We start from the raw sequence: 23,337 nt of genomic DNA on the forward strand, positions 1-23,337 counted from the left end.
AGTATTTCGGTAAATACTACGGCTGCAAAATAGTGGGCTGCGGATTTTCCTGTAAATCAGGATAATCCAGCGTGTAATGCAGTCCGCGACTCTCTTTGCGCTCAAGGGCACTGCGGACGATCAACTCGGCCACCAGCACCAGATTTCTCAGTTCCAGCAGGTTATTGGAAATACGAAAGTTTGCATAATACTCGTCAATTTCCTGTTGCAGCGTCATGATGCGGCGCAATGCGCGCTCAAGGCGTTTTGTTGTGCGCACGATCCCGACGTAATCCCACATAAACAGCCGCAGTTCATGCCAGTTATGCTGAATGACAACCTGTTCATCGGAATTATCCACCCGGCTTTCATCCCATTGCGGGATGTTTTTGGCCAGCCGGGCATGCGGCAAACGTTTGATGATGTCTTCCGCCGCTGACCAGCCATAAACGACGCATTCCAGCAGTGAATTAGAGGCCAGACGGTTTGCGCCATGCAGGCCGGTATAACTGACTTCGCCAATGGCATACAACCCATCGAGATCGGTGCGTCCGTGCTGGTCGACCATCACACCACCACAGGTATAATGGGCAGCCGGAACAATCGGAATGGCCTCTTTAGTCAGATCAATACCCAGTGATTGCAGCTTTTCATCAATCATCGGGAAATGATGTTTAATGAATTCCGGCGGACGATGGCTGATATCCAGATACATGCAGTCAGCGCCAAGACGCTTCATTTCATGGTCGATGGCTCTCGCCACGACATCGCGCGGTGCCAGTTCGCCACGCTCATCGAAATCCGGCATAAAACGGGTGCCGTCCGGGCGTTTGAGCAGGGCTCCTTCGCCGCGCAATGCTTCCGTCAGCAGAAAGTTGCGTGCCTGAGGATGATAGAGACAGGTCGGGTGAAACTGGTTGAATTCAAGATTGGCCACACGACAGCCTGCACGCCACGCCATGGCGACGCCATCGCCTGATGAAATATCAGGATTGGTCGTGTACTGATAAACCTTGGCAGCGCCCCCCGTGGCCAGTACAACGGCTTTGGCACGGAGCGTTTCAACATGCTCTTTATCACGGTTCCAGACATATGCGCCAACAACGCGTTGTGTCCCGGGCAATCCAAGCTTGCTTGAGGTGATTAAATCAACGGCATTATAGCGCTCTTTCACGCAAATATTAGCGTGGGCTCTTGCTTTCCCAACCAGCGTAGTCTCTACTTCTTTACCTGTAGCATCAGCAGCATGCAGGATCCTACGGTGGCTGTGACCACCTTCGCGAGTCAGATGATAACGCTCTTCTGAGCTGGTATTAGGTTCGGTATCAAACAGTACGCCCTGGTCGATCAACCACTGGACGCAATGACGTGCATTACTCGCGATAAATTCAACAGCTTCTTTATCGCATAAGCCCGCGCCGGCAATTAATGTGTCATCAACATGTGAGGCAATGCTGTCTGCTTCGTCGAAAACTGCGGCAATGCCGCCCTGGGCATAGAATGTTGAGCCTTCGTTGAGCGGGCCTTTACTGAGAACAGTGACATGACAGTGGTCTGCAAGTCGCAAAGCCAAAGAAAGGCCCGCAGCGCCACTTCCGATTATCAATACATCGCTAACAAATTCAGATGAAGGTTGCATAACGTATGATGTTTGCAGAAGAAGAGGGAAATTCATGTTAGCCTAAACCTCCGTGCAAAAGCCACGGGCTTGAGACTTCAATAGAAAAAACAATGGCGATGTGGAACTTAATGTTTCATGTGAACTCCAAGCAGTACTTGCTCAGGAATATAATGATGAAAGCTGGCAGTACGATTTTAAGCGCGGAGAAAGTTTTGGGGAGATTTTACCTCGGATGAGCGAGCAGTTAGCCGATCAGGTTCTGGTTGAGCGGGTCCAGAAGGGTGATCAAAAATCGTTCAATTTACTGGTTATTCGTTACCAGCATAAGGTAGCGAGCCTTGTATCCCGCTATGTACCACAAGGCGATGTGCCTGATGTGGTTCAGGAATCTTTTATTAAAGCGTATCGTGCGCTGGAATCTTTCCGCGGCGACAGTGCTTTTTATACCTGGCTGTATCGTATTGCAGTCAACACAGCGAAAAATTATTTAGTCGCTCAGGGCCGACGCCCGCCATCCAGTGATGTCGACGCGAATGAAGCCGAAAATTTCGAAAATGGCGGTGCCCTTAAAGAAATTTCGAACCCTGAGAACTTGATGTTGTCTGAAGAATTACGGCAGGTCGTTTTCCGTACTATTGAAGCACTTCCCGAAGATCTCCGTATGGCGATTACCTTGAGGGAGTTGGATGGATTGAGCTACGAAGAAATAGCCGCCATCATGGATTGTCCGGTGGGTACAGTGAGATCACGTATATTCCGTGCCCGGGAAGCAATTGATAACAAAGTTCAACCGCTCATCCAGCGTTAGAGATGACGGACACAGGAAGGATACTTAGGCATGCAGAAAGAAAAGCTTTCCGCTCTGATGGATGGTGAAGCCATTGATACTGAACTGTTAAGTTCATTATCAACTGATACCAGGCTTCAGCAAGACTGGCAGAGTTATCATTTGATCCGCGATACGCTACGCGGTGATATTGGGAACGTGTTGCATCTGGATATCGCAGACCGTGTGGCCGCAGCGCTGGCAAATGAGCCGGTAAAACTGGTACCGGGTTCCGCAACCGAATCTCAACCTCAGCCTCATACCTGGCAAAAAATGCCATTCTGGCAGAAGGTGCGCCCATGGGCGAGCCAGTTGACTCAGGTGGGCGTGGCGGCTTGTGTCTCACTCGCTGTTATTGTTGGTGTTCAGCATTATAACCAGCCTGACGCATCAGGGGCTTCTCCGGAAACGCCAGCGTTCAATACATTGCCTATGATGGGTAAAGCTTCTCCGGTGAGCTTCGGCGTGCCAAATGAAGGCAATACCACCAGCGGGCAACAAAATGTTCAGGAGCAACGTAAACGCATTAATGCGATGTTGCAGGATTACGAATTGCAGCGCCGCTTGCATTCAGAGCAGCTTCAACTTGAACCTGTTACTCCTCAGCAAGCCGCTGTTCAGGTCCCAGGAACTCAGTCTTTAGGAACGCAAACGCAGTAATGAAGCAAATTTGGTTTGCCGTTTGTTTAGCGGCGGGCAGCGTGCTTACTCCTGGTATCGCCTCGGCAGATTCACCTTCCGAGGCGTTACTACAAGAGATGGGCAAAGCTTCCCAAACGCTGAATTATGAAATGGGTTTTATCAACATCACGAAGCAAGGGATTGATTCCTTTCGCTATCGTCATGCTGTTTCTCATCAAACTCCGCTCGCTCAACTGGTTCTGATGGATGGACCGCGCCGTGAAATTGTCCAGCGTGGGAAGGACATCAGCTACTTTGAGACCGGTTTACAGCCCTTTACGCTGGACGGCGATCATATCGTTGATTCCCTGCCTTCTATCGTCTTTAGCGATTTCACTCTTCTGACTAAATACTACGATTTTATTGCCGTAGGCCGTGCACGTGCAGCCGATCGTCTGAGTCAGGTGATCCGTGTTGTGTCCCGCGATGGTACCCGATTTAGTTATGTCATATGGATCGATGAGCAGACGAAACTGCCGATGCGTGTCGATTTACTGGATCGTGACGGTGAAACACTGGAGCAGTTCCGCGTCATCAGTTTCGATGAAGGACAACAAGTCATTGGAACGGTTGTTGATCTCGAAAAAGCGAGTTTACCACCTGTGCTGTCTTTACCTGCCTCTGAGCAGGTGAAGTTTGACTGGCAAATAAAATGGCTGCCAGATGGCGTGACGGAGGTGGCAAGTAGCCGCCGGAACTTGCCAAATATGCCTGTATCGATAGAATCCCGGTTGTACACTGACGGACTGTTTAGTTTCTCTGTCAATATCAGTGCAACAACCAGTGGTCCTTCTGAGCAATTGATCAGGCAAGGGCGCAGAACCGTGCAAACCGAAATACGTAATGGCAATGAAATCACTGTCGTCGGTGAACTTCCTCCTTCAACGGCCAAACGTATTGCCGAGAGCATTGTTTTCTCAGCAAAATAGCGTTTAACAGAAATAACGGCCTCAGTGGCAGAAATACAGGGTGATCACATGATGAAAGAATGGGCCACGGTTGTGTCGTGGCAAGACGGTATTGCGACACTGCGTTGTGAAACACAGGCGGGTTGCAGTAGCTGCCATTCACGTTCAGGCTGTGGCGCTCGCGTATTGAATGAGTTAGGGCCGCAAACCGAACATAACCTCCGGGTCAGCGTTAACGAACCTCTTGTACCTGGTCAGAAAGTTGAACTGGGAATACAGGAAGGGAACCTGTTGCGCTCGGCGTTGCTGGTTTATATGACGCCACTTGTTGGTGTGATTGCAGGTGGCGGCGTATTGCAAGCCGTGCTGAAAGCAGATGTATATGCGGTTGTTGGTGCTGTGCTGGGGGGCGGATTAGGATTTCTGATAGCCAAATCACTGGCTGCGAAAATGGATAGTAAAGCAGGCTACCAGCCTGTGATTTTGCAGGTGGGTTTGCCACCTGACGCTTTCCGTTATTCGGTTGACAGTTAACTCCCTGCTTAATTCTGCTTCTTGCCATGCATAAAAATGACACAGTGTTTGCTAACACTGTGTCATTTTTAATTTCTGACGGGTATACGGTTTTGGATCATATGTTCGATCAGTGCGATGAAAAGATCTGCACTTGAAAGCGATGTATATTCAACAGAGAAAAGGATGCGGCCGTGTTTATCCAGCAGACGTATCAGCGGGCTGTTGCTGCCGCCACTGATAAACTGAATATCCTCAACAGGCACTTTCTTTCCTTCATCGGTGGTTAATACCAGGGCGCTCAGGTGTATCTTTTTTTCGTTCAACGCCAGCAGGTTAGCGCCGATAAATCTTTTCAATCCGGAATGTGGATTGATCAGATAGGTAAAAAGAATATCCCCTCCCTGCGCCAGGGTATTTAAGGCCCAGGGGCCACGATACATCAGCTGTTCATTTTTAATCACTTCAATTAATCTTTCCGAATTGGCGATGTTTGGCGTAATTCGGTGCCAGACTTTGCTGTCTTCCTCGCGGAATATCATTGTGTTTAAAATACGGCGTGTGTATTTCCCGGTTCTGAAGCGATATATATCCATAATGCGGTCAAAAGGGATAAAACGGTTTTTCTTATCGGTCTGGCTTATAACTAAAATACCGTTTTCATGAAGCTGATAGATTTGATTTGGCCGTATCAGACGTCGCAGCAGGATAAGGACAATACCCAGGGCAATACTGAGCAGAGCGGACAAAATTACAGTATGCAGTCCCTCAGCGGTCTGGCCAAAGGCCAGCAAAAATGCAATCTGCACTGCACCGCCGATCAATAACAATACAGACAGGACCAGAGTGATCCAAGAGTTGGCTTTGGCAAAGCCATGCTGACTGAGCAGCCGCCCTTCATTGATCATAGTGATAACCTTGTAACCGGATTGAATTAAAAAGAAAAAGATATTTATGGAAGAAGGCGAATAAGAGCTTTAAATGTTTGAAATTATGTAATTTCTTTTATAACAATATATTAAGTTTCAACACGGCTTTGTGTATATGGGGATTTTCCTAAAACCAAACGGCATGCGGCACACGCACGCAATACCTGATGGGGTCAAACCTAGGAGGCACACAGTCACCCGGGTAATGAAAACAAATGAAAATATGAAGATTTCGTCCTGAGAAAGCTCGCATAATCTGGAGTTAGGATGTGGCGAGACTAGGTTTTCACGGTGCTGGCATGTAGAATGCTGCGACTTAGGCGAAAGACAGCCAACCTACAAACCGTCGCTGTATGTTCATGGCGAATGATTCAGAAATACCAAGGTAAAAAAACTTTTATAATGAAGCATATACGAAATTTCTCCATTATTGCCCACATTGACCACGGTAAGTCGACGCTGTCAGACCGTATTATTCAAATTTGCGGTGGGTTATCCGACCGTGAAATGGAAGCGCAGGTCCTCGATTCGATGGATCTTGAGCGTGAACGCGGCATTACCATCAAAGCGCAAAGCGTGACGCTCGACTATAAAGCGAAAGATGGTCAGGTTTATCACCTGAACTTCATCGACACACCGGGCCATGTCGACTTTTCCTATGAAGTTTCCCGTTCTCTCGCCGCCTGCGAAGGGGCGTTATTAGTCGTGGATGCAGGGCAGGGTGTTGAAGCCCAGACGCTGGCAAACTGCTATACGGCAATGGAAATGGATCTGGAAGTTGTGCCGGTTCTGAACAAAATCGACTTACCGGCCGCTGATCCGGATCGTGCGGCGCAGGAAATCGAAGACATCGTGGGTATTGATGCTACGGATGCTGTCCGCTGTTCTGCGAAAACCGGTGTCGGTGTGCCGGAGGTGCTGGAGCGTCTGGTACGTGATGTGCCACCGCCGGTAGGTGATCCTGATGCGCCACTGCAGGCGTTGATCATCGATTCATGGTTCGATAACTATCTCGGCGTTGTCTCTCTGGTACGTATCAAAAACGGCACCATGAGAAAGGGCGACAAAATTAAAGTGATGAGTACCGGACAGGTTTATAACGCCGATCGTCTGGGTATTTTCACGCCTAAACGTGTCGATAAAGACATTCTGAACTGTGGCGAAGTTGGCTGGCTGGTATGTGCGATCAAAGATATTCTCGGCGCACCAGTAGGGGACACACTGACTCTGGCTCGTCAGCCTGCTGACAAAGCACTGCCTGGCTTCAAGAAAGTGAAACCGCAGGTTTATGCTGGCCTGTTCCCGGTCAGCTCAGATGATTATGAAAACTTCCGTGATGCGTTAGGCAAACTGAGCCTCAATGATGCCTCACTGTTCTACGAACCAGAAAGTTCTACTGCGCTGGGCTTCGGTTTCCGCTGTGGTTTCCTGGGGCTGTTGCACATGGAAATCATTCAGGAACGTCTGGAACGTGAATACGATCTGGATCTGATCACCACGGCACCGACCGTAGTTTATGAAGTTCTGACGACCAGCAACGAAACTGTTTATGTAGACAGCCCGTCTAAACTGCCAGCGTTGAATAACATTCTGGAACTGCGTGAGCCTATCGCCGAGTGTCACATGCTGATGCCTCAGGAATATCTGGGCAGCGTGATTACGTTGTGTATTGAAAAACGTGGCGTACAGACCAACATGGTTTACCACGGCAATCAGGTCGCACTGACTTATGAAATCCCGATGGCGGAAGTCGTACTCGATTTCTTTGACCGCCTGAAGTCAACGTCACGCGGTTATGCGTCACTTGATTACAATTTCAAACGTTTTCAGGCTTCTGACATGGTGCGTGTTGATGTTCTAATCAACGGCGACCGTGTGGATGCATTGGCGCTGATCACTCACCGTGGCAATTCCCAGTTCCGTGGACGCCAGCTGGTCGAGAAGATGCAGGAACTGATCCCGCGTCAGCAGTTCGATATTGCTATCCAGGCGGCGATTGGTGCTCATATCATTGCCCGTTCAACCGTGAAGCAATTACGTAAAAACGTTCTCGCCAAATGTTATGGCGGCGACGTCAGCCGTAAGAAAAAACTTTTGCAGAAACAGAAAGATGGTAAGAAACGCATGAAACAAGTGGGTAACGTCGAGTTACCACAAGAAGCGTTCCTGGCCATTCTTCACGTGGGTAAAGACAGCAAGTAAACCCTTAATTGAGTTGTAGGGAGTATGCATGGCTAACATGTTTGCCCTGATTCTGGCGATTGCAACGCTGGTGTCTGGGATTATCTGGTGCCTTGATCGTTTCAAGCTGGCACCTGCACGCCGGGCTAAAATTGCTAAAATTAAGGCTGAAACGGGTGGTGCTGTTGACGATTCAACGTTGAACAAAGTGGCGAAGCAACCGGGCTGGGTAGAAACCTGTGCCTCGGTATTCCCGGTATTGTTGGTTGTGTTTGTGGTGCGTTCATTTATTTATGAGCCTTTCCAGATCCCGTCCGGCTCCATGATGCCAACGCTGCTTATTGGCGATTTCATTGTGGTTGAAAAATATGCGTACGGCCTGAAAGATCCTATTACGCAGACTAAGCTGATCCCAACGGGTGAGCCGAAACGTGGCGATGTTGTGGTATTTAAATATCCGCAAAATCCGAGCGTGGACTATATTAAACGTCTGGTAGGCTTACCGGGTGACAAAGTGACATATGATCCGTTCAGCAAGCAGGTGACCGTTCAGCCTGCCTGTGAAACCGGCAAAAATTGCACCACCGCACTGGCGGTGACATATGACACCGGCGTTGCCAGTGATTTCGTACAGACTTTTGGTCAGTCTTCAGGTGGCGAAGCCAGCAGTGGTTTCTTTGAAACGCCACCGACCAGTAACGTGCCACAAGACGGCGTCCGTCTTGTGCAGCGCAATGAAACCCTGGGTAATGTGACGCATCGTATTCTGACCGTGCCAGGCGCGCGTGACCAACTGGGTGCTTATTATCAGCAACCGGGTCAGCCACTGGGAACTTGGGTGGTGCCGGCCGGCCATTATTTCATGATGGGCGATAACCGTGATAACAGCGCTGACAGCCGTTACTGGGGTTTTGTTCCGGAACAGAACTTAGTGGGTAAAGCTTCCGCAATTTGGATGAGCTTTAAAAAACAGGAAGGTGAATGGCCTACCGGTGTTCGTTTAAGCCGAATCGGTGGAATTCATTAATTTAATGGTGCCTATTACCGCAGCATTATATTTCCACTCGTTGTAGAATATCCTTTCGGGCGATAAAAGTTGGCTCCCCTGATTTTACGTTTTAATTTAAAACGAACTGAGGGAGCCACTGCAAACGAAACAGCTTTGGATTGGCTTAGGGCGAAGCAGGCCTGTTCCGTATGCTGAAGTTTTTGACGCATTCTTAGTCTATTGGTAACTCATGAATCCCATCGTAATAAACAGGCTTCAGCGGAAGCTGGGCTACACTTTTCAACAGCAGGAGCTTTTATTGCAGGCACTGACTCACCGCAGCGCAAGCAGTAAACACAATGAGCGTTTAGAGTTCCTGGGTGACTCAATTCTTAGTTATGTCATTGCTAACGCGTTGTATCATCGTTTTCCTCGCGTAGACGAGGGCGATATGAGTCGTATGCGTGCCACGCTGGTACGTGGAAATACGCTCGCGGAAATGGCACGTGAATTCGATCTCGGCGAATGTTTACGCTTAGGGCCGGGCGAATTGAAAAGTGGTGGTTTCCGCCGCGAGTCGATTCTTGCGGATACGGTGGAGGCACTCATTGGCGGCGTGTTCCTGGACAGTGATATCCAGACCGTCGAAAAGCTGATTCTCGATTGGTACCGTAGTCGTTTAGACGAAATCAGTCCCGGTGATAAGCAGAAAGACCCAAAAACCCGTTTACAGGAGTTTTTACAAGGTCGCCATCTGCCGTTGCCTTCTTATCTGGTTGTGCAGGTTCGCGGTGAAGCGCACGATCAGGAGTTTACCATCCACTGCCAGGTCAGTGGCTTGAGCCAGCCGGTTGTAGGAACCGGTTCAAGCCGCCGTAAAGCCGAGCAGGCGGCAGCGGAACAAGCGCTGATACAGCTGGAGCTTGAATGAGCGAAGAAAAGAATTACTGTGGTTTTGTTGCAATCGTAGGCCGTCCTAACGTCGGTAAATCTACCTTGCTGAATGAATTATTGGGGCAAAAAATCTCCATTACTTCCCGCAAACCGCAAACCACGCGTCACCGCATCATGGGTATCCATACCGAAGGGCCCTATCAGGCTATTTACGTGGACACACCAGGGCTGCACATTGAAGAAAAACGTGCCATCAACCGTCTGATGAACCGCGCTGCAAGCAGCTCAATCGGTGATGTTGAACTGGTGATCTTCGTTGTTGAAGGCACTAACTGGACTGCCGATGACGAAATGGTGGTCAACAAACTGCGTGATTTGAAATCACCGGTTCTGCTGGCAATCAACAAGATTGATAACGTCACCGATAAATCTAAATTATTGCCACATTTGCAATTCCTGAGTGAGCAGATGAACTTCGTCGATATCGTGCCGATCTCCGCAGAGAAAGGTACCAACGTTGATACCATCGCAGCTCTGGTGCGAAAACGCCTGCCGGAAGCGATTCATCACTTCCCCGAGGATTACATTACTGACCGTTCCCAGCGCTTTATGGCTTCTGAAATCATCCGTGAAAAACTGATGCGCTTTCTGGGCGAAGAGTTGCCATATTCAGTGACCGTTGAAATCGAACGCTTTGTCAGCAATGAACGGGGCGGATACGACATTAATGGCCTGATTCTGGTAGAACGTGAAGGCCAGAAGAAAATGGTTATCGGTAATAAAGGCTCTAAAATCAAGACAATCGGGATCGAAGCGCGTCACGACATGGAGAACATGTTCGAAGCGAAAGTCCATCTTGAGTTGTGGGTTAAGGTCAAATCCGGCTGGGCAGACGACGAACGTGCGTTGCGCAGTCTGGGTTATGTAGACGATTTATAAGGTCCGCGCCTATGGAAGGCTGGCAACGCGCATTTGTTTTGCATGGGCGACCTTACAGTGAAACCAGCTTAATGCTGGATTTGTTCACTGAGGGGCAAGGGCGGGTACGCATACTGGCTAAAGGTGCGCGTGGCCGCCGGTCCAATTTAAAAGGCTGCCTGCAGCCTTTTACTCCTTTACTGGTTCGCTGGAGCGGGCGGGGAGAAGTGAAAACCCTGCGTAATGCTGAACCTGTCTCCCTTGCTCTTCCTCTTTCCGGGCTGATGCTTTACAGCGGCTTGTACGTCAATGAGCTCGTTTCACGGGTGCTTGAGCAGGAAGCTAATTACTCATCATTGTTCTTCGATTATCTCAACTGTTTGCAAAATCTCGCGAGTGCCAGCGCGTCTCCTGAATATGCATTACGTCAGTTCGAACTTTCCCTATTGCACCATCTGGGTTACGGCGTGGATTTTCTGCATTGCGCAGGCAGCGGTGAAGAAGTCAGTGACACCATGACGTACCGTTACCGTGAAGAAAAAGGCTTTATTGCCAGTCTGGTGATTGATCATTCCAGCTTTACCGGCCGGGATTTAAAAGCACTGGCCAGCCGTGAATTCCCGGATGTCTCAACGCTGCGGGCTGCAAAGCGTTTCACCCGCATGGCGCTCAAACCTTACCTTGGCAGTAAGCCCCTGAAAAGCCGCGAGCTGTTCCGCCAGTTTCAGGTTAAAAAACCTGTATCACCTTCTGATAATTCTTCCCGCTAATTCGGAATCCGGGCTACACGCCGCCACTCTCAAAGGTGTAAACTGCAGGAATTAGCGTTTTGTTCCATTCATCAATCAATTCATTCTTAAACCTGGAGCTGTTATGGCTGAGTTGCTGTTGGGCGTTAACATTGATCATATCGCGACATTGCGTAATGCACGCGGTACGGCATACCCTGATCCGGTTCAGGCGGCATTTATCGCTGAACAGGCTGGTGCTGATGGGATCACCGTCCACCTGCGTGAAGATCGTCGTCATATCACCGACCGTGATGTACGTCTTCTGCGTCAGACTATCCAAACCCGCATGAATCTGGAAATGGCCGTCACCGACGAGATGGTCGGTATTGCCTGCGAAATTCTGCCGCATTTCTGCTGTCTGGTGCCGGAAAAACGCGAAGAAGTGACCACTGAGGGGGGGCTGGATGTCGCCGGTCAGCTGGATAAAATGACCGTTGCGGTCACGCGCCTAAGCGAAGCGGGCATTCTGGTTTCCCTGTTTATCGACCCGGATATGCGCCAGATTGATGCGGCCGTCGCGGTAGGGGCACCTTACATCGAAATCCATACCGGTGCTTATGCGGAGGCGAAAACTGACCTTGAGCGTCAGGCCGAGCTGGAGCGTATTAAACAGGGCGCAGCTTATGCAGCCGGTAAGGGGCTGAAAGTGAACGCCGGCCACGGATTGACTTACCATAACGTGCAGCCGATCGCCGCACTGCCGGAAATGCATGAGCTCAATATCGGCCATGCGATTATCGGTCAGGCTGTTATTGACGGATTGTCCGGTGCAGTACGCGAAATGAAAAACCTGATGCGGGAAGCGCGCCGGTAATGAGCATTTTAGGTTTAGGTACGGATATCGTTGAAATTTCCCGTATCGAAGCGGTAATTGAACGCAGCGGCGACCGTCTGGCGAAGCGTATTTTGTGCGCGAATGAATGGTCTGTGTATCAGCAGCACCAACAGCCGGTACGTTTCCTCGCGAAACGGTTTGCTGTCAAGGAGGCCGCGGCTAAAGCGCTGGGAACCGGGATCCGCAACGGTCTGGCATTTGAGCAATTTGAAGTCGTCAATGATGTGCTGGGAAAACCGGGGCTGGTTTTTCATGCCCGCGCGGCGGAAATGGCTGCAGAAATGGGGGTGAAATCAGTCCATGTTACGCTGGCTGATGAAAGGCGTTATGCCTGTGCCACGGTAATTATCGAGAACTAACCCCTTCGTACTGCAAGCGGCAGATGCGTTGGCTGCTTTCAGTGACCCGAATCACTTACCTGAATAAGCTCATCGGGATCACTTCACTTGCCGCCTTCCTCCCGCTCGAATTATTTTGGGTGGTTTTGAAAATGCATCACGCCGTTAATTATACGGTGTGATGCAATACCACAAACTTATCCCAAAGCTGTTCGTTGGTTTCGGTGTGTTGCGGATTAATGATGATGGTATTGTCGATCGGGCAGACGCTTTGGCAGGTCGGTTTATCATAATGACCGACGCATTCCGTACAACGATCGCTGTCGATTTCGTAAATCTCACTGCCCATTGAAATCGCCTGATTCGGGCACTCCGGTTCGCACATATCGCAATTAATGCATTTGTGTGTGATCAACAGGGCCATGGCGTTTTCTCTTATATTCAATAAACAGATCAATAATCAGGGCGCGCAGTATAGCAGAATTGCGCTGGCGTAGATTCTGCTCGCGTACCTTTCCATCCTTCAAATGATCCGGATCAAACCAGCTTTTTCACCAATTCTTCGCTGTGACGGATACGCTCCGGTGCATGCGCCGTATCTTGCTGAACCAGTGCGACGAACAATAAATCCGTCAGGGAATATTGCGCCGTACTGGCGGAGAGGGCTGCGCCGCGGGTTGCGGGTAAATCTGCGACCGTATACAAACAATGGTCTGCCTGCTGTTGCAGGGTATTAGGTGAAAAACCGGTGATGGCCAGGACTTTTGCCCCACTCTCGCGGGCGACCTTTGCCGCAAGATTGATTTCGCTCCGTTCACCGCTGAACGAAATCGCCAGCAATAAATCTTCTTTCGACAGCGCCTGTGCGGTGGCAACCAGAACATGCGTATCGGATTCGGCAATTGCCGTGACCCCGATTTTCAGCAGCTTATACGCTAAATCCTTTGCCACTAATCCGGATGCGCCAATGCCACTTAGCACAATTTTTCGGGCACCGGCGAGCATCGACAACGCAATTTGCAGCCGTGGCTCGCTGTTGATATCCAGGGTTGCACGAAGCGCCGATTGTTTCTCAGCCAGTAATTTCTCACCCACAACATGCAGGCTGTCGGTGCTTAAAATCTGATTATGTACAGTGACCGGCTCACTGTTTTCCGGCGATGCCAGTGTTTCACTCATTGCCAGTTTCAGCGCCGGGAAGCCTTTATATCCCAGTTTTTGGGCAAATTTCACCACGCCAGACTGGCTGACACCGGCCTTTTCAGCCAGTTTCTGCGAACTCATATGGCGCGCTTTTTCCGGATGCGCGAGGAGAAAATCAGCCAGTTTGCGGTCATTTTGCGCCAGCGTCGGATAAAGCTGACGGATACGGATCATACAACTCATGGTGGGTTATCCCGGTGTCTCTGAATACTTACATCACGTTTTACGGATTATGTTATCTAAAGTAGCAAATATTCCTCGTATTGATGAATAATATATTCAACTATTGTGTAATAATTTTGAATTAAAAATTCAGGAGAGAATCATGAATCGTCCACTCAATTTAGGCGCACTCGTTTCTGAAAGCCGCAATCCGGATACGATGAACTTAGATGAAATGTCTTCACTGGAATTGGCCACCTGCTTCAATCAGGAAGACCGCAAAGTGCCGGAAGCCATCAATAAAGTTCTGCCTTATATCGCACAGGCTATTGATAAAGCGGCGGCTTCTTTTAAATCCGGCGGACGCCTGATTTACCTTGGTGCCGGCACCAGCGGACGTCTTGGCGTTCTGGATGCTTCGGAATGTCCGCCAACGTTTGGCGTGCCGCACGGCATGGTTGTCGGGCTGATTGCCGGCGGGCCGGGTGCGCTGCTCAAAGCGGTAGAAGGTGCGGAAGACAGTGAATCGCTGGGCGTTGAAGACTTAAAAAACATCAATCTGAACGCGGATGACACCGTCGTCGGATTAGCCGCAAGCGGACGCACCCCTTATGTCATCGGTGCTTTGCGCTATGCCTTCGAAACGGGCTGCGCCACAGTGGCGATTTCCTGTAACCCGGATTCGCCAATTGCCCGCGAGGCGGCTATCGCGATTTCTCCGGTTGTCGGGCCGGAAGCGCTGACCGGTTCAACCCGTCTGAAATCCGGCACGGCGCAGAAGCTGGTGCTGAATATGATTTCAACCGGGGCGATGGTCAAAAGTGGCAAGGTTTATCAGAACCTGATGGTAGATGTGAAGGCGACCAATGTGAAGCTGGTCGATCGTGCCTGCCGGATCGTTGTTGAGGCCACAGGGGCCTCCCGTGCTGATGCTGAACAGGCACTCTCTCAAACCGATTTTGAAGTCAAACCGGCTATTCTGATGGTGCTGGCAGGCATTGACGCGGAGCAGGCCAAAATACGACTGACTAAACACCATGGATTCCTGCGCGCGGCACTGACTGATTAAACTCAAGGAGTTAAGCATGGCGATGGCAATGGATAAAACTCATCTGCTGGCTGCGAAGATTTTGCAGGGCGTCGGCGGTGAAGGGAATATCAGCAAGCTGGAAAACTGCATGACCCGCGTCCGCGTGGAAGTGTATGACGATAACCGGCTGGATCTGGTCAGCCTGAAAACACTGGAAGGTATCAAAGGATATCTTAAACAAGGTGACCAGCATCAGTTTATTGTTGGCCCGGGTGCGGCGGCAAAAGTGGTGGATGAGATGCGTCTGTTGCTGAGTCCGACAGGGACGGCAAATTCGTCGGGAGAAAATGACATTGCCCGGAATAAAGCCAGCGCCAAAGCGAAGTACTCTGCACCGATGAGCGGGGCGCTGCGCAAACTGGCTGATGTCTTTATCCCGCTGATCCCGGCATTTATTGCCTCAGGGCTGATTATGGGCATTATTAACCTGCTCAAACGGCCGGATATCGCCGGTTCCATTGCCCTTGATTATCCTAACGTGCTTGGCTTGCTGGCGATTTTTGGTGGTGCTGTATTTGCCATCATGAATATTTTAGTCGGCGTGAACGCGGCGCGCGTTTTCGGCGGTTCTCAGGCCATGGGCGGTGTGATGGCGGGGATCCTCTCCAGCCCTGCACTGGCGCAAATTACCCTGTTTGGTGAAACTTTACAGCCGGGGCGCGGCGGTGTGATCGCTGTATTACTGGTCGTCGCGCTGATGTGCTGGCTGGAGAAGAGGCTGCGTCAGTGGTTGCCGGAATCTGTCGAACTGATCCTTAATCCGCTGATGACGACCCTTATCACTGCGACACTGGCGATTGTTATCCTTCAGCCTGTCGGTGGTTATATCTCTGACGGCATCGCGCAGGGTGTCAATATTGCCATCGATAAAGGTGGGTTACTGGTGGGCGCGATACTGGCGGGGACATTTTTGCCGCTGGTATTATCCGGGCTGCATCAGGGGCTGGTGCCGATCCACGTTGAGCTGATCCAGGCACATGGTTCTAATCCACTGCTGCCGATTTTAGCCATGGCGGGCGTGGGGCAGGTGGGCGCGGCAATTGCGGTGTATATTAAAACCCGAAACACACGGCTGAAAAAAGTGATTAAAGGCGCGCTGCCGGTGGGTATTCTCGGTATTGGTGAACCATTAATATTCGGTGTTACCTTGCCGCTCGGTCGTCCTTTTATTGGTGCGTGTCTGGGCGGAGCCGTCGGGGGTGCGCTAATCTGTTACTGGAAAGTCGCGACGGTCATCACGTTTGGTATTTCCGGACTGCCGCTGGCACTGACCATTATTTCCGGCAAAGTGATGTTGTATCTGACGGGTTTAGTCATTACGGTATTGGCTGGTTTTATTTTTACCTGGTTGATGGGGTTCAACGATCCCGAGGAGTAACGGATTGAGTAGGAAGCCTGATCGGCGGGTAGTCTTTTTTGATCTTGATGGCACGCTGCACCAGCAGGATATGTTCGGCAGCTTTCTGCGATTTTTGCTCAGACGGATGCCGCAGAATCTGATTTTAGTCGTGCCGGTTCTGCCACTGATAGGAATCGGGCTGTTTATCCATGGGCGCGCCGCGCGCTGGCCGATGAGCCTGTTACTGTGGGCTATTACTTTTGGTCACAGTGAAGCGCGGCTAAAAGCGCTGGAGCTGCAATTTGTGACTGCCTTTCGCGAGAAAGTGGTGGAGTTTCCGGTGGTGCAGCGCAGGCTGCGTGAATATCTCGACAGCGATGATACTGAAGTCTGGTTGATCACCGGATCACCGGAGAATCTGGTAAAGCAGGTCTATAATACGTCCCTGTTTTTGCCACAGGTCCGTCTGGTCGGCAGCCGGATCGCCCGGGGTAAAGGCGGTTGGGTGTTACCCTTGCGTTGCCTGGGTGAGGAGAAAGTGGTGCAGCTCGAAAGCCGCATTGGTTCTCCGCTTAAACTTTACAGCGGATACAGCGACAGTAAGCAGGACAACCCGTTATTGTTCTTTTGTGAACACCGTTTTCGCGTCAGTAAACAGGGTGAGTTACAGCAACTCGAATAACGGCCAGCACAAAATTCAGCTAAAATGTCTGCCGGTAAAAAATAATTGAGGTTGAAGTGGCAGACGCAGAATTGGCAGTAATAAATGATGATGAACACTGGATGCGGTATGCCATGACGCTGGCGCTGAAAGCGCAGGACGAAGGCGAAGTGCCGGTGGGGGCAGTGCTGATTTTAGACAATCAGGTGATTGGCGAAGGCTGGAACCGGTCTATCGGTCATCATGATCCGACAGCGCATGCGGAAATCATGGCATTACGTCAGGGCGGTGACACCATATGCAATTATCGCCTGCTTGACGCCACACTTTACGTCACGCTGGAACCTTGTGTTATGTGCGCCGGGGCGATGATCCACAGCCGGATCCGCCGCGTGGTGTATGGTGCCGCTGACGCTAAAACCGGTGCTGTGGGATCGTTGCTCGATATACTGCGCCATCCGGGCATGAATCATCAGATAGACATTACTGCGGGTGTACTGGCAGAAGCCTGTTCGGAACAACTGAGTCGTTTTTTCCGTTTTCGCCGCAGCCAGAAAAAAGCGCTGCGACTGGCAGAGCGTGCTGCTCAGGCGGGTAATGCGTCGGATGAACAGGCCTGATAAACAGGCCTGCCAGCCTTACGGTGCCAGGGCTTCCTGCGCATTGACCACCGGATACCCCTGACCTAACTGAGCCTGTAAGGCGGCTTTCTGTGCCTGCTGTTTTTCCTTTTCCATCAGGTATCCCACCAGACTCAGCTGATAACGACGGATATTCTCCACATAGTTATACGCCTGCGTACCACGCGCATATCCGTAACTCGTCCGGCTGAAGAAGCGTTTCTGATTCAGCATCGGCAAGCGTTGCTTCACATCAGCCCAGCTGTCAGGATTGCCTTTTTGCTGCGCCGTCAGCTTACGGGCATCCAGCATATGACCATAACCCATGTTATAAGCGGCAAGGGCAAACCAGATCCGTTCATCCTGCGGAATTGATTCCGGCATTTTATCCATCAGATGCGACAGATACTGGGCACCGCCGCGAATGCTCTGTTCGGCGTCAGTACGGTCGTCGACATTCAGCCCGCCAGCGGTTGCACGGGTCAGCATCATCACACCCCGTACGCCGGTCGGGGATTTCGCCTGCGGATCCCAATGTGACTCCTGATAGGCGATGGCAGCCAGTAAACGCCAGTCAATATTCCCGGCATATTTTTCAAACAGCGGCTGTAAATCCGGCAGCGTACTGTCGATGGCGTTAAGGAAAGTCCGGGTATCGACGTAATCAAAATCGCCCACATGCCCGAGATATTTCTCCTCCAGCTTTTCCAGTGTACCGTCTTCAGAAATCTGGCTGAAAAAGTCCAGCATGGCGGCCGAGAGGCTGTCGTCATCAGGTTGCTTGCGGTAGTACCAGGTCACGGGTTCGTCATCAGTGGCATCAAAAGCCACCGCCAGACGCGGATAGACGCGCTGCATCAGCGCGATAGTCACCGAATCGCCCAGCGTATAATCGAGTTTGCCGTTCTCGACTTGCTGCAACAAATCGCGTGGCGACATCTTATCGGTTGTGGTCCACGTGAGGCCGGGATACTTTTTACTGGCGTCTTCGAGTGTGGCGATATGTGCGCTGCCGGCAGACACCACCAGCGAGCCTTTGATGTCCGCAAAGCTTTTCGGACGCACGGCACCCTGCCGGTAAACCAGCTGCTGGGAAACGGAATAGTACTCCGGACCGGCGCGGTAGTTTTTCAGCCGCGCATTGTTATATACCAGCCCGGAAGCCAGCAGGTCAGTATGATCATGGTCCAGATCGTCAAACATGCTCTCGATGGTGGTGTGCTGTGTCACGACCAGCCGCACGCCCAGATAATCTGCAAAGCGTTTAGCCAGTTCGTAATCGAAGCCGAGATTACCTTCCGGAGATTCCATAAAAGTCAGTGGAGAATTGAGCGTGCTTACGCGCAATTCTCCACGGGATTTTATGTGATCCAGCTGGTCGCCTTCACCTCTGTGCCATGGGACTGCGGGCCATAAAGCCAGCGCCAGTAACAGGGCGGCGATCCCCACCAGGACATAATTAATTTTTAGTCGCGTCAAATAGTTATCTCGCTGCGGCGCTCTTGTTTTTTTACGCTATGCTGTGCAGTTAGTATGGTTATATCCCCAGTGCTGACGCATTTTGCTCAACAAAACGGCAGTCTGCAACTTTATTCATGATACCCGCAAGATATGTGGGCCTATAAATGAATATCAAGTTTCCCTGCGCAAACGGTTTCGTCGGACGCCAGCTTTCTTTATAATAGCCCGCGTTTTCCCCCTGTTGCGCCCAATGAAGCACTGTGGTCAGTGTCTTCGAAGACGAGAGATCTGTCATTATGGAAATACTGCGTGGTTCGCCCGCTTTGTCGGCTTTTCGCATTAATAAATTGTTGTCCCGTTGTCAGGAAGTCCGCCTTCCGGTCAGCGATATTTACGCCGAATATGTACACTTTGCCGATGTCAGCGCGCCGCTGAATTCGGACGAACAAACCAAGTTACAACGCCTTCTGAAATACGGTCCTTCTCTCGCTGAACATGCTCCTTCTGGTCGTTTACTGTTAGTGACCCCGCGCCCCGGCACCATTTCTCCGTGGTCTTCCAAAGCTACCGATATCGCACACAATTGCGGCCTGTCACAGGTTCTGCGTCTGGAGCGCGGTCTGGCATTTTATGTTCAGGCACCGCAACTGGCCGAAGCTCAGTGGAGCGAACTGGGTGCCTTGCTGCATGACCGCATGATGGAAACCGTCTTTGGCCAGCTGGAAGACGCCAGCGCGCTGTTTGCACAGCATCAGCCTGCCCCTGTGCAACATGTGGATATCCTCGGTGAGGGCCGTGGCGCACTGGAAGCCGCCAATACCAAATTAGGTCTGGCGCTGGCGCAGGACGAAATTGATTATCTGATGGCTGCCTTTACGTCGTTGGGGCGCAACCCGACGGATATCGAACTGTATATGTTCGCACAGGCAAACTCAGAACACTGTCGTCACAAAATCTTCAACGCAGACTGGATTATCGACGGTAAAACGCAGCCGAAATCCCTGTTTAAGATGATTAAGAACACCTTCGAACACACCCCTGATCACGTGCTGTCTGCGTATAAAGATAACGCCGCCGTGATGGAAGGTTCACAGGTCGGCCGTTTCTACGCTGATGCAAAAGACGGTCTGTATGATTTTCATCAGGAACAGGCGCATATCCTGATGAAGGTCGAGACCCATAACCACCCGACGGCGATCTCTCCGTGGCCGGGTGCGGCCACCGGTTCCGGCGGCGAAATCCGTGATGAAGGCGCAACCGGCCGTGGTGCGAAACCTAAAGCCGGTCTGGTCGGTTTCTCCGTTTCCAACCTGCGTATTCCGGGTTTTGAACAACCATGGGAAGAAGACTTTGGTAAGCCGGATCGTATCGTTACCGCGCTGGATATTATGACCGACGGTCCGCTGGGCGGGGCCGCATTTAACAACGAATTTGGTCGTCCGGCATTACTGGGCTACTTCCGTACTTATGAAGAAAACGTCAACAGCCACAACGGCCCGGAGCTGCGCGGTTATCATAAACCGATCATGCTGGCGGGCGGTATCGGTAACATCCGTGCTGATCACGTACAAAAAGGTGAAATCACCGTTGGCGCGAAACTGATCGTTCTTGGTGGTCCGGCGATGAATATCGGTCTGGGCGGCGGTGCGGCATCTTCTATGGCTTCCGGTCAGTCTGATGCCGATCTGGATTTTGCTTCCGTACAGCGCGACAACCCGGAAATGGAACGCCGTTGTCAGGAAGTGATCGACCGCTGCTGGCAACTGGGCGAAGCCAACCCGATTTTATTTATCCATGACGTCGGTGCGGGCGGTTTATCGAATGCCATGCCGGAGCTGGTCAGTGATGGTAACCGTGGCGGCCGTTTCCGGCTGCGCGATATCCTCAACGACGAACCGGGTATGAGCCCGCTGGAAGTCTGGTGTAACGAATCGCAGGAACGTTATGTGCTGGCGGTTTCTCCGGCGCAGCTGGAACAGTTCGATGCGATCTGCCAGCGCGAACGCGCTCCTTATGCGGTCATCGGCGAAGCCACTGAAGAAATGCATCTTTCTCTGGAAGACAGCCATTTCGACAACCAGCCAATAGATATGCCGCTGGATGTGCTGCTGGGCAAAACGCCAAAAATGACCCGCGACGTCACCACGCTGAAAGCCAAAGGCGATGACCTGAATGCGGAAAATATTCAGATTGCTGAAGCGGTAAACCGTGTTCTGCATCTGCCGGCCGTGGCCGAGAAAACCTTCCTGATCACCATCGGTGACCGCACTGTCACCGGTATGGTCGCACGTGACCAGATGGTCGGCCCGTGGCAGATCCCGGTAGCCGACTGCGCAGTCACCACCGCCAGCCTCGACAGCTACCACGGCGAAGCGATGTCACTGGGCGAACGTGCGCCGGTTGCCTTGCTGGATTTCGCCGCTTCCGGTCGCATGGCCGTTGGCGAAGCACTGACGAATATCGCGGCGGTAGAAATCGGCAGCCTGAAACGCGTTAAGCTTTCTGCTAACTGGATGTCTGCGGCCGGTCATCCTGGGGAAGATGCCGGTTTATACGCCGCCGTGAAAGCGGTAGGCGAAGAACTTTGTCCGGCGCTGGGCATTACCATCCCGGTGGGCAAAGACTCCATGTCGATGAAAACCCGCTGGCAGGAAGGTAACGAACAACGCGAGATGACTTCGCCGTTGTCACTGGTGATCACCGCGTTTGCCCGTGTCGAAGACGTTCGTCATACCGTGACGCCACAACTGCGCACCGATAAAGGTGACACCGCGTTGCTGCTGGTGGATCTGGGTGCCGGTCATAACGCACTGGGTGCCACGGCGCTGGCACAGGTTTACCGTCAGCTCGGCAATACACCGGCGGATGTGCGCAGCGCAGAGCAACTGGGCGGCTTCTTCAATGCCATGCAGGCGCTGGTGTCTGAGCAGAAATTACTGGCATATCATGACCGTTCCGACGGTGGTCTGCTGGTGACGCTGGCTGAAATGGCCTTCGCAGGGCATTGCGGCCTGACCGCAGATATCGCGGCGCTGGGCACTGATGCGCTGGCGGCATTGTTCAACGAAGAACTGGGCGCGGTGATCCAGATCCGTGCATCAGACCGTGAAGCGGTTGAGAAAACGCTGGCTGATTTTGGTCTGGCGGATTGCACGCATTACCTCGGCAGCGTCGAAACCGGTGACCGCTTCATCATTTCTTCTGGTGACAAGCCGGTGTACAGCGAAAGCCGCACCACGCTGCGTACCTGGTGGGCTGAAACGACCTGGCAGATGCAACGTCTGCGCGACAACCCTGAATGTGCCGATCAGGAACATCAGGCGAAAACCAACGATCTGGATCCGGGGCTGAACGTCAAACTGACCTTTGCCCCTGACGAAGACGTGGCCGCACCTTACATCGCGAAGGGCGCGCGTCCGAAAGTTGCCGTGCTGCGTGAGCAGGGCGTGAACTCCCACGTTGAAATGGCGGCTGCCTTCCACCGTGCCGGTTTTGATGCGGTTGATGTCCACATGAGTGATTTGCTGGCCGGTCGCCGGGATTTGCAGGATTTCCATACGCTGGTGGCGTGCGGCGGATTCTCTTACGGTGATGTGCTGGGCGCGGGTGAAGGCTGGGCGAAATCAGTTCTGTTCAATGACCGCGTGCGTGAAGAGTTCGAAGAATTCTTCCACCGTCCGCAAACGCTGGCGCTGGGTGTGTGTAACGGCTGTCAGATGATGTCTAACCTGAAAGAGCTGATCCCCGGTGCGGAACATTGGCCACGCTTCGTGCGTAACCTGTCTGACCGTTTCGAAGCACGTTTCAGCCTGGTGGAAGTGGCTGCCAGCCCGTCGATGTTCATGCAGGGTATGGCCGGTTCACGTATGCCAATCGCCGTTTCCCACGGGGAAGGGCATGTGGAAGTGCGTGACGCCGCGCATCTGGCGCAAATTGAGCACAGTAATCTGGTAGCGCTGCGTTTCGTGGATAACAACGGTCAGGCGACCGAAAGCTATCCGGCGAACCCGAACGGCTCTTCGAACGGCATCACGGCGGTGACCAACCTGTCAGGCCGCGTTACCGTGATGATGCCGCATCCGGAGCGCGTTTTCCGCACTGTCAGCAACTCATGGCATCCGGAAGAATGGGGCGAAGACAGCCCGTGGATGCGCATGTTCCGCAATGCCCGTAAACAGCTTGGCTAACGCTTAACGGGCTTCAGTAATAAAAATCCGCAGTGCGAAAGCCTGCGGATTTTTTTATGAAACTTACTTATTCCTTACGTTCTGTTTACTTATGGTATTATCTTCAGGGTAGGAATTCTCTTATAATATAATCGGCAATCACTTAAATTTCAGGTAATTAAAAAATAATAAGGGTATTGTTTTTAACTCGTTTAATTATTTTCCAGACGTGA

The 23,337-nt window shown here is 51.6% G+C and carries 21 protein-coding genes; 16 read left to right on the forward strand and 5 right to left on the reverse strand.

What is annotated here, in order from left to right:
• Window positions 1–16 precede the first annotated feature (16 nt).
• On the reverse strand, window positions 17–1,618 hold the full coding sequence (nadB, locus tag ACOZIO_RS11050; RefSeq protein ID WP_205952702.1) for an L-aspartate oxidase: 1,602 nt from the start codon (window positions 1,616–1,618) through the stop codon (window positions 17–19).
• Window positions 1,619–1,832: 214 nt separating this feature from the next.
• On the opposite strand from nadB, the gene rpoE reads away from it, so the two are divergent.
• Genes rpoE through rseC form a run of 4 tightly spaced genes read left to right on the forward strand, consistent with a single transcriptional unit; the run spans window position 1,833 to window position 4,549 of the window.
• Window positions 1,833–2,408 carry an RNA polymerase sigma factor RpoE gene (rpoE, locus tag ACOZIO_RS11055; protein WP_129953316.1) on the forward strand — a complete coding sequence of 192 codons (576 nt, stop codon included), beginning with the start codon at window positions 1,833–1,835 and terminating at the stop codon, window positions 2,406–2,408.
• A 30-nt stretch (window positions 2,409–2,438) separates the two neighbouring features.
• Window positions 2,439–3,086 (forward strand): anti-sigma-E factor RseA, encoded by a 648-nt coding sequence (gene rseA / locus ACOZIO_RS11060; protein WP_129952904.1) that lies wholly within the window; start codon window positions 2,439–2,441, stop codon window positions 3,084–3,086.
• The gene (gene rseB, locus ACOZIO_RS11065) at window positions 3,086–4,036 is read left to right on the forward strand and encodes a sigma-E factor regulatory protein RseB (protein WP_129952903.1); all 951 of its coding nucleotides are present in this window, start codon (window positions 3,086–3,088) and stop codon (window positions 4,034–4,036) included. The genes rseA and rseB overlap by 1 nt, the downstream gene beginning before the upstream one ends.
• Window positions 4,037–4,084: 48 nt before the next feature.
• Entirely contained in the window at window positions 4,085–4,549 is a 465-nt protein-coding gene (gene rseC, locus ACOZIO_RS11070; protein ID WP_217139389.1) for a SoxR-reducing system protein RseC, read from the forward strand.
• 68 nt (window positions 4,550–4,617) lie between these two features.
• Here the strand turns inward: rseC and ACOZIO_RS11075 are convergent, their stop codons facing one another.
• Window positions 4,618–5,436, reverse strand: coding sequence for a DUF6585 family protein (locus tag ACOZIO_RS11075; RefSeq protein ID WP_129952901.1), 819 nt, complete (start codon window positions 5,434–5,436; stop codon window positions 4,618–4,620).
• 423 nt (window positions 5,437–5,859) lie between these two features.
• Here ACOZIO_RS11075 and lepA point away from each other — a divergent pair, with 423 nt between their 5' ends.
• The 7 genes from lepA (at window position 5,860) to acpS (ending at window position 12,423) form a co-directional block, all read left to right on the forward strand.
• Complete coding sequence (gene lepA / locus ACOZIO_RS11080) at window positions 5,860–7,659, forward strand: translation elongation factor 4 (protein ID WP_129952900.1); 1,800 nt, start codon at window positions 5,860–5,862, stop codon at window positions 7,657–7,659.
• A 28-nt stretch (window positions 7,660–7,687) separates the two neighbouring features.
• Window positions 7,688–8,665 (forward strand): signal peptidase I, encoded by a 978-nt coding sequence (lepB, locus tag ACOZIO_RS11085; protein ID WP_129952899.1) that lies wholly within the window; start codon window positions 7,688–7,690, stop codon window positions 8,663–8,665.
• Window positions 8,666–8,876: 211 nt separating this feature from the next.
• The gene (gene rnc / locus ACOZIO_RS11090) at window positions 8,877–9,557 is read left to right on the forward strand and encodes a ribonuclease III (protein ID WP_015698392.1); all 681 of its coding nucleotides are present in this window, start codon (window positions 8,877–8,879) and stop codon (window positions 9,555–9,557) included.
• The gene (era, locus tag ACOZIO_RS11095; protein WP_129952898.1) at window positions 9,554–10,459 is read left to right on the forward strand and encodes a GTPase Era; all 906 of its coding nucleotides are present in this window, start codon (window positions 9,554–9,556) and stop codon (window positions 10,457–10,459) included. Before rnc ends, era begins: the two co-directional genes overlap by 4 nt.
• An 11-nt stretch (window positions 10,460–10,470) precedes the next feature.
• On the forward strand, window positions 10,471–11,208 hold the full coding sequence (recO, locus tag ACOZIO_RS11100) for a DNA repair protein RecO (RefSeq protein ID WP_421595275.1): 738 nt from the start codon (window positions 10,471–10,473) through the stop codon (window positions 11,206–11,208).
• A 103-nt stretch (window positions 11,209–11,311) separates the two neighbouring features.
• Window positions 11,312–12,043 carry a pyridoxine 5'-phosphate synthase gene (gene pdxJ / locus ACOZIO_RS11105; RefSeq protein ID WP_015698389.1) on the forward strand — a complete coding sequence of 244 codons (732 nt, stop codon included), beginning with the start codon at window positions 11,312–11,314 and terminating at the stop codon, window positions 12,041–12,043.
• A complete protein-coding gene (gene acpS / locus ACOZIO_RS11110; protein ID WP_129952896.1) occupies window positions 12,043–12,423 on the forward strand; it encodes a holo-ACP synthase in 381 nt (126 codons plus the stop codon). Before pdxJ ends, acpS begins: the two co-directional genes overlap by 1 nt.
• A 148-nt stretch (window positions 12,424–12,571) precedes the next feature.
• Here the strand turns inward: acpS and ACOZIO_RS11115 are convergent, their stop codons facing one another.
• Window positions 12,572–12,826: a YfhL family 4Fe-4S dicluster ferredoxin gene (locus tag ACOZIO_RS11115; protein ID WP_129952895.1), complete on the reverse strand. Its 255-nt coding sequence runs from the start codon at window positions 12,824–12,826 to the stop codon at window positions 12,572–12,574.
• A gap of 113 nt (window positions 12,827–12,939) precedes the next feature.
• Window positions 12,940–13,788, reverse strand: a complete 849-nt coding sequence (locus tag ACOZIO_RS11120; protein WP_129952894.1) for a MurR/RpiR family transcriptional regulator — start codon at window positions 13,786–13,788, stop codon at window positions 12,940–12,942.
• A gap of 142 nt (window positions 13,789–13,930) precedes the next feature.
• On the opposite strand from ACOZIO_RS11120, the gene murQ reads away from it, so the two are divergent.
• The 4 genes from murQ to tadA all read left to right on the forward strand — a co-directional run bounded on the left by murQ (window position 13,931) and on the right by tadA (window position 17,477).
• Window positions 13,931–14,836, forward strand: a complete 906-nt coding sequence (murQ, locus tag ACOZIO_RS11125; protein ID WP_129952893.1) for an N-acetylmuramic acid 6-phosphate etherase — start codon at window positions 13,931–13,933, stop codon at window positions 14,834–14,836.
• A 28-nt stretch (window positions 14,837–14,864) separates the two neighbouring features.
• Window positions 14,865–16,235, forward strand: coding sequence for a PTS transporter subunit EIIC (locus ACOZIO_RS11130; protein ID WP_129953315.1), 1,371 nt, complete (start codon window positions 14,865–14,867; stop codon window positions 16,233–16,235).
• Between the two features lie 4 nt (window positions 16,236–16,239).
• Window positions 16,240–16,878: a phosphatidylglycerophosphatase C gene (yfhb, locus tag ACOZIO_RS11135; protein ID WP_129992113.1), complete on the forward strand. Its 639-nt coding sequence runs from the start codon at window positions 16,240–16,242 to the stop codon at window positions 16,876–16,878.
• Between the two features lie 71 nt (window positions 16,879–16,949).
• Window positions 16,950–17,477, forward strand: a complete 528-nt coding sequence (gene tadA / locus ACOZIO_RS11140) for a tRNA adenosine(34) deaminase TadA (RefSeq protein WP_255466773.1) — start codon at window positions 16,950–16,952, stop codon at window positions 17,475–17,477.
• Window positions 17,478–17,495: 18 nt separating this feature from the next.
• Here the strand turns inward: tadA and mltF are convergent, their stop codons facing one another.
• The gene (mltF, locus tag ACOZIO_RS11145; RefSeq protein WP_129992111.1) at window positions 17,496–18,956 is read right to left on the reverse strand and encodes a membrane-bound lytic murein transglycosylase MltF; all 1,461 of its coding nucleotides are present in this window, start codon (window positions 18,954–18,956) and stop codon (window positions 17,496–17,498) included.
• Between the two features lie 278 nt (window positions 18,957–19,234).
• Between mltF and purL the strand changes: the two genes are divergently transcribed.
• Window positions 19,235–23,125 (forward strand): phosphoribosylformylglycinamidine synthase, encoded by a 3,891-nt coding sequence (purL, locus tag ACOZIO_RS11150; RefSeq protein WP_421595276.1) that lies wholly within the window; start codon window positions 19,235–19,237, stop codon window positions 23,123–23,125.
• The last annotated feature ends 212 nt before the right edge of the window (window positions 23,126–23,337 follow it).

Source organism: Rahnella sp. PD4 (assembly GCF_049199325.1).
Lineage (GTDB): Bacteria > Pseudomonadota > Gammaproteobacteria > Enterobacterales > Enterobacteriaceae > Rahnella > Rahnella perminowiae.

Excerpts from the sequence above, each read along its gene's own strand:
- pdxJ (WP_015698389.1), top strand. The coding sequence starts at position 11,312 with ATGGCTGAGTTGCTGTTGGGCGTTAACATTGATCATATCGCGACATTG.
- ACOZIO_RS11115 (WP_129952895.1), bottom strand. The coding sequence starts at position 12,826 with ATGGCCCTGTTGATCACACACAAATGCATTAATTGCGATATGTGCGAA.
- rnc (WP_015698392.1), top strand. The coding sequence starts at position 8,877 with ATGAATCCCATCGTAATAAACAGGCTTCAGCGGAAGCTGGGCTACACT.
- lepB (WP_129952899.1), top strand. The coding sequence starts at position 7,688 with ATGGCTAACATGTTTGCCCTGATTCTGGCGATTGCAACGCTGGTGTCT.
- purL (WP_421595276.1), top strand. The coding sequence starts at position 19,235 with ATGGAAATACTGCGTGGTTCGCCCGCTTTGTCGGCTTTTCGCATTAAT.
- nadB (WP_205952702.1), bottom strand. The coding sequence starts at position 1,618 with ATGCAACCTTCATCTGAATTTGTTAGCGATGTATTGATAATCGGAAGT.
- lepA (WP_129952900.1), top strand. The coding sequence starts at position 5,860 with ATGAAGCATATACGAAATTTCTCCATTATTGCCCACATTGACCACGGT.
- ACOZIO_RS11075 (WP_129952901.1), bottom strand. The coding sequence starts at position 5,436 with ATGATCAATGAAGGGCGGCTGCTCAGTCAGCATGGCTTTGCCAAAGCC.
- murQ (WP_129952893.1), top strand. The coding sequence starts at position 13,931 with ATGAATCGTCCACTCAATTTAGGCGCACTCGTTTCTGAAAGCCGCAAT.
- rseB (WP_129952903.1), top strand. The coding sequence starts at position 3,086 with ATGAAGCAAATTTGGTTTGCCGTTTGTTTAGCGGCGGGCAGCGTGCTT.
- ACOZIO_RS11120 (WP_129952894.1), bottom strand. The coding sequence starts at position 13,788 with ATGAGTTGTATGATCCGTATCCGTCAGCTTTATCCGACGCTGGCGCAA.
- ACOZIO_RS11130 (WP_129953315.1), top strand. The coding sequence starts at position 14,865 with ATGGATAAAACTCATCTGCTGGCTGCGAAGATTTTGCAGGGCGTCGGC.
- recO (WP_421595275.1), top strand. The coding sequence starts at position 10,471 with ATGGAAGGCTGGCAACGCGCATTTGTTTTGCATGGGCGACCTTACAGT.
- rseA (WP_129952904.1), top strand. The coding sequence starts at position 2,439 with ATGCAGAAAGAAAAGCTTTCCGCTCTGATGGATGGTGAAGCCATTGAT.
- rseC (WP_217139389.1), top strand. The coding sequence starts at position 4,085 with ATGATGAAAGAATGGGCCACGGTTGTGTCGTGGCAAGACGGTATTGCG.
- era (WP_129952898.1), top strand. The coding sequence starts at position 9,554 with ATGAGCGAAGAAAAGAATTACTGTGGTTTTGTTGCAATCGTAGGCCGT.
- acpS (WP_129952896.1), top strand. The coding sequence starts at position 12,043 with ATGAGCATTTTAGGTTTAGGTACGGATATCGTTGAAATTTCCCGTATC.
- rpoE (WP_129953316.1), top strand. The coding sequence starts at position 1,833 with ATGAGCGAGCAGTTAGCCGATCAGGTTCTGGTTGAGCGGGTCCAGAAG.